Annotated in this window: 7 protein-coding genes; 6 read left to right on the top strand and 1 reads right to left on the bottom strand. The window is 61.7% G+C overall.

All coding sequences use genetic code 11. The features are described 5' to 3' along the window. From A2I95_RS25865 to A2I95_RS25875, 3 genes are all read left to right on the top strand, one after another. The coding region (locus A2I95_RS25865) for a LysR family transcriptional regulator (protein WP_291734533.1) at positions 1–821 on the top strand (821 nt) is incomplete at its 5' end. After that, positions 818–1,714: a DMT family transporter gene (locus tag A2I95_RS25870; RefSeq protein ID WP_027257255.1), complete on the top strand. Its 897-nt coding sequence runs from the start codon at positions 818–820 to the stop codon at positions 1,712–1,714. The genes A2I95_RS25865 and A2I95_RS25870, both read left to right, overlap by 4 nt. Positions 1,715–1,829: 115 nt before the next feature. Then, a complete protein-coding gene (locus A2I95_RS25875) occupies positions 1,830–2,240 on the top strand; it encodes a universal stress protein (protein ID WP_291734536.1) in 411 nt (136 codons plus the stop codon). Here A2I95_RS25875 and A2I95_RS25880 read toward each other — a convergent pair. Further along, positions 2,237–2,581 carry a helix-turn-helix transcriptional regulator gene (locus tag A2I95_RS25880; RefSeq protein WP_027257257.1) on the bottom strand — a complete coding sequence of 115 codons (345 nt, stop codon included), beginning with the start codon at positions 2,579–2,581 and terminating at the stop codon, positions 2,237–2,239. The genes A2I95_RS25875 and A2I95_RS25880 overlap by 4 nt on opposite strands. An 88-nt stretch (positions 2,582–2,669) precedes the next feature. Between A2I95_RS25880 and A2I95_RS25885 the strand changes: the two genes are divergently transcribed. The 3 genes from A2I95_RS25885 to A2I95_RS25895 all read left to right on the top strand — a co-directional run bounded on the left by A2I95_RS25885 (position 2,670) and on the right by A2I95_RS25895 (position 4,947). Continuing rightward, complete coding sequence (locus A2I95_RS25885; protein WP_291734538.1) at positions 2,670–3,566, top strand: DMT family transporter; 897 nt, start codon at positions 2,670–2,672, stop codon at positions 3,564–3,566. A gap of 204 nt (positions 3,567–3,770) precedes the next feature. Beyond that, positions 3,771–4,106: an AtpZ/AtpI family protein gene (locus A2I95_RS25890; protein WP_027257259.1), complete on the top strand. Its 336-nt coding sequence runs from the start codon at positions 3,771–3,773 to the stop codon at positions 4,104–4,106. Positions 4,107–4,146: 40 nt separating this feature from the next. Then, positions 4,147–4,947 carry a F0F1 ATP synthase subunit A gene (locus A2I95_RS25895; protein WP_027257260.1) on the top strand — a complete coding sequence of 267 codons (801 nt, stop codon included), beginning with the start codon at positions 4,147–4,149 and terminating at the stop codon, positions 4,945–4,947. Positions 4,948–4,994 lie beyond the last annotated feature (47 nt).

A 4,994-nucleotide genomic window follows, 5' to 3' on the forward strand; every position in this document is an offset into this window, starting at 1 on the left:
GTGGTGCTGCCGAGGTGCTGGGCGTGCATCATGCCACGGTGATCCGGCATATTGATGCGATCGAGGCGCGGCTGGGTGTCAAGCTGTTTCAGCGCCATGCCCGCGGCTATACGCCGACGGAATCCGGGCAGGACCTGTTGCAGGTGGCACAGGCGACCGACGACCAGTTCAACCAGCTTGTCGGACGGCTGAAGGGGCAGGGCGATGATGTCTCGGGCGAGCTGGTGGTGACCTCGCTGGCGTCTTTCACGCCGATGATGGTGCCGGCGCTGAAACTGTTCCAGGACATGCATCCAGGGCTGATCATCCGCTATCTGACGGGCGACCGGCTGTTCCGGCTGGAATACGGCGAAGCGCATGTGGCGGTGCGGGCAGGCAATGCGCCGGATCAGCCCGATAATGTGGTGCAGCCCTTCATGACGCAGCAGATCGGGCTTTATGCCTCCAAGGCCTATGCCGAAAAATACGGGCTGCTGCAGGGGGTCGAGGATCTGGCGAACCACCGGTTTGTCGGCCAGGACGACGAGAACAGCCGGGCGCCGTTTTCACGCTGGCTGCGGGCCAATGCGCCGGCTGAGGCAATCGCTTTCCGCTGTACCGATGGTTTTACCTTGAAGGACGCTGTGCGCAGCGGTGCGGGAATTGGTTTCATGCCGGCCTGGGAGGCGCGGCGGCAGCCGGATCTGGTGGAGATGATGCCACCCCGGGAAGACTGGCAGGGCGCGCTGTGGCTGGTGACCCATGTGGATCTGCACCGCACCACCAAAGTGCAGGCGTTCCTGACGTTCCTCAAGGAACAGGTAAAGGACTGGCAGTTGTGAGCGAGGCACTGCGCGGGCATCTGGCGATGCTGCTGTTTTCGGCGCTGGTGGCGGGGTCGTTCTCGCTGGGGGTAATGGTGGCCAACGAGATTGCGCCGGCCGCACTGAATGCGGCGCGGTTCGGCATCGCCGCTGTGGTCATTGGTGTAGCGGCGCTGGCCACCACCGGGCTGCAGCGGGTGCATTTCCGCGCGCCTTGGCGGTTTGCGGTGCTGGGCGGGCTGTTTGGCGGTTACTTCGTGCTGATGTTCTACGGGCTGCAGACGGCGGCGCCGGTCAGTGCGGCGGCGGTGTTCACGCTGGTGCCGGTGATGAGCGCCGTGTTCGGCTGGCTGCTGCTGCGGCAGATCACCACCGGCTGGATGGCCCTTGCGCTGGCGATTGGCGCGGCAGGCGCGGTCTGGGTGATCGTGCGCGGCGACCTGGGTGCCCTGGCGGCGTTTGAGATCGGTCCGGGAGAGATCATTTATTTCTGGGGATGCGTCTTGCATGCCATCTATACGCCGATGGTGCGCAAGCTGAACCGGGGCGAACCGGCGGTGGTCTTTACTTTCGGCATGCTGCTGGCAGGCGGCGCGCTGCTGGCGGTGTTCGGCTGGCAGGACATTCTGGCCACCGATTGGGCCGCGCTGCCCGGCATCGTCTGGATCGGCCTGTTCTACCTAGCGGTCTGTGCCAGCTCTGCCACCTTTGTGCTGCTGCAGTATGCGGCGATGCGGCTGCCTTCGGCCAAGGTGATGGCCTATACCTACCTCACCCCCAGCTGGGTGATCCTGTGGGAGATCGCGCTGGGCCGCGGCGCACCGCCGGGTCTAGTGCTGATCGGGGTGGCGATGTCGGTGGTGGCGCTGGTCATGCTGCTGGAAGGGGCCCGGGAGCGGGTTCCGGCCTGATTGCAGCGGGCGTGCCCTCCGGCGGCCCTTGCCCGACGCTTGCGGCAGGTCAACGCAATTCCCTTGTTTTCCGCTACACTGGTCCTGAGGGACTCTTCGGACAGAGGAGGAAACAATGTTCAAGCATATCATGGTGCCCGTTGACCTGCACATGCCCGCAACGGTCAAAAAAGCTCTGGATGTGGCGGCGGATTTTGCCAAAAATCACGGCTCGCGCGTGACGCTGGTGCATGTGACGGATCAGCAGGTCAAGCGCGGGCATACGGTAGGGCCGTCTGGTGAAGAGCTGGCGGATCTGGCAAGCAGGATGGCGACGCAGACCGGGGGCAGGGTTGAAGGGCTGCCGGTCTATTCCGTGGATGTCGGGTCAGAGATCGACTCCATCCTGCCCCGGACCGCAAAAGAGCTGGAAGTAGACCTGGTTGTGATGGGCACCCATATGCCCGGGATCCTGGACTATGTGTTTTCGTCACATGCCAGCCATCTGGTGCTGCATTCCGAAGCGTCGGTGTTTGTGGTGCGCTAGCCGTCCGGCTGCGCGTCCTCGGACAGGTGCTCGGCCTCCAGGAAGCGTTCAAAGGCATCCAGGTTGACCGGTTCGAACTGACCGAAGCCTTGCATCCAGACCGAGGCCGCGCGCAGGGCATCCGGTTGCAGCTTGCACCATTTGACCCGGCCGTGCTTTTCCTGCGCGATTAACCCTGCGCGGGTCAGGATCGCCAGGTGTTTTGAAATCGCCGCCAGTGACATCTCGAACGGTTCCGCCACGTCGGTCACCGCCATGTCGTCCTCCAACAGCATGGTGAGAATTGCCCGGCGGGTCGGGTCGGCCAAGGCCGCAAAGACAGTGTCGAGAGGGTCGCTCATGCCTGATACTCCTATCCACCGTCCGGCAGTTTGACAATCTGTCCTGAACCGTCATGGTGGCGCCTTTCAAGCGCACGGGGAAGATGGCATGGCACTGAAATACTGGCTGGTGATTTTCGTTCTCGGCATCGGCTGGGGCATGTCGTTCATGTTCAACGCCATCCTGCTGCGCGAACTGGGACCGCTGTCGGTGTCGATGGGCCGGGTCGGGTTTGGTGCGCTGGGCTGCTGGATCTATGTGCTGGCGGCGCGCAAACGGGTGCCGACGGATCCCGGGCGCTGGCTGGCATTGTTCGGCTTTGGTGTGCTTAGCTATGCCGGTCCATTTGCATTCTATGCGCTGGGCCAACAGCATATCGCCAGCGGTGTAGCAGGCATCGTAAATGCCACTACCCCGGCGCTGGCGGTGGTTGTCTCGCATTTCTGGTCCGGCGGCGAGCGCGCAACCGGGCTGAAGTCGTTAGGGGTGGTCTGCGGGTTCCTTGGTATCGCGCTGCTGTCACTGCCCCTGCTGGAAAGCGGCCAGTCGTCAGAGATCTGGGCGGTTCTGATCACCCTTTGCGCGCCCTTGTGCTATGCGTTCTCGGTCAATTTCGCGCGCAGTTTCCGGAACATGGAGCCGGTGGTGCTGGTGGCGATTGCGTTGACCGGCGCCACCGCTGCGATTGCACCGCTGGCCATCTGGAGCGAAGGCCTGCCGCATGTGACGCGGATGGAGACCTGGGCCTCCTTGTTCATCATCGGTTTTGTGCTGACCTCAGCCGCGTTCATTGTCTTTTACTGGGTGCTGCCCAAGGTGGGGCCAACCAACATCACCCTGCCGACGCTGATCGCGCCGGTTTCGGCGCTGTTCCTGGGGACCTTCGTCTTGAAGGAGCAGCTGCTGGCAGAGCATCTGTGGGGTATGGCAGCGATCCTGCTGGGATTGTTGCTGATCGACGGACGGATTGTGCGCTGGCGAATGGCAAAACCGCCCATTCGCTAAAATCAACCTTTTGGTTGAATATGGATTCCTGCGCAGTTTGGCGCTAACGGCGGCTGCGACAGAGCAGCGCGATGCGCGGTTCGTTGTAAAATATTCATTAAAAACAAAGTCTTGAACGCACTTTAAATCTTCAATCCTTGTAATTGACTCCTAAGTCCCGTGGCCTTAGCACCCTGCATAGAAATTCGCGTGAGGATGGCGCCCGTGACCGACGACGACCAAAAGCAGCGCATGGCGCAGCTGGAGGAGAAGCTCGCGGCGGCGCGTAAGGCACAACAGCCCAAGCCGCGTGCGGATGAGCACTATTCCATGGCCAATCAGGCCTGGCGGATGGTGATTGAATTGGTGGCCGGTCTAGGGATCGGCTTTGGCATCGGATACGGGCTGGACCTTCTGTTTGGAACCCTGCCCATCTTCATGGTGCTGTTTATAATGCTGGGCCTTGCGGCCGGAGTGAAGACGATGCTTCGCACCGCGCAAGAGATCCAGGAACAGAAACTGGCCGATGAGGCCAAGAAAAACGCGCAAGACCGGGACTGATCCGACGGGATCAAATGCCGGCGACAGGAGAAGCGGACCGATGGGCAAAATTTTCTTTTACGCAGCGCTGGCGCTGGTACTGGTATCCGGCCTGATTTTCGCCCCGGCGGAGTCAAAGCTGGCAATCCACCCGATGGATCAGTTCAACGTGGCAGCACTGTTTGGCGATCACATCTCCTGGTACACTCCGACCAACGTGACCCTGTGGATGGCGCTGGCTGTTGCCGCGGTGTTTGCGCTGCTGGTCATGGGCTCCTCGCGCCGCGCCATCGTGCCTGGCCGCGCCCAATCGGTTGCGGAGCTCGCTTATGGCTTCATTTACAAGATGGTTGAGGACGTGGCCGGCAAGGATGGCGTCAAGTTCTTCCCCTACATCATGACCTTGTTCATGTTCATCGTGATGGCCAACTTCCTGGGCCTGATCCCCGGCTCGTTCACCACCACCTCGCACATCGCGGTAACCGCGGTTCTGGCGGCGCTGGTGTTCTTCACCGTGACCATCGTCGGTTTCGTCAAGAACGGCGCTGGCTTCCTGGGCCTGTTCTGGGTGTCAAGCGCACCGCTGGCACTGCGCCCGATCCTGGCCGTCATTGAGCTGATTTCCTACTTCGTGCGCCCCGTCAGCCACAGCATCCGTCTGGCAGGCAACGTGATGGCCGGCCACGCGGTTCTGAAGGTGTTCGCAGGCTTTGCCGCAGCGCTGGGCATGTTCAGCTTCCTGCCGATCTTTGCCATCACCGCGGTCTACGCACTCGAAGTTCTGGTGGCCTTCATCCAAGCCTATGTCTTTACCATCCTGACCTGCGTGTACCTGAAGGATGCACTGCACCCGAGCCACTAAGGCCAGGATCCGGAAAGTTTACCGGGTGAGCCTGGCGGTTCACCCAG

Source organism: Leisingera sp. F5, assembly GCF_001593695.1.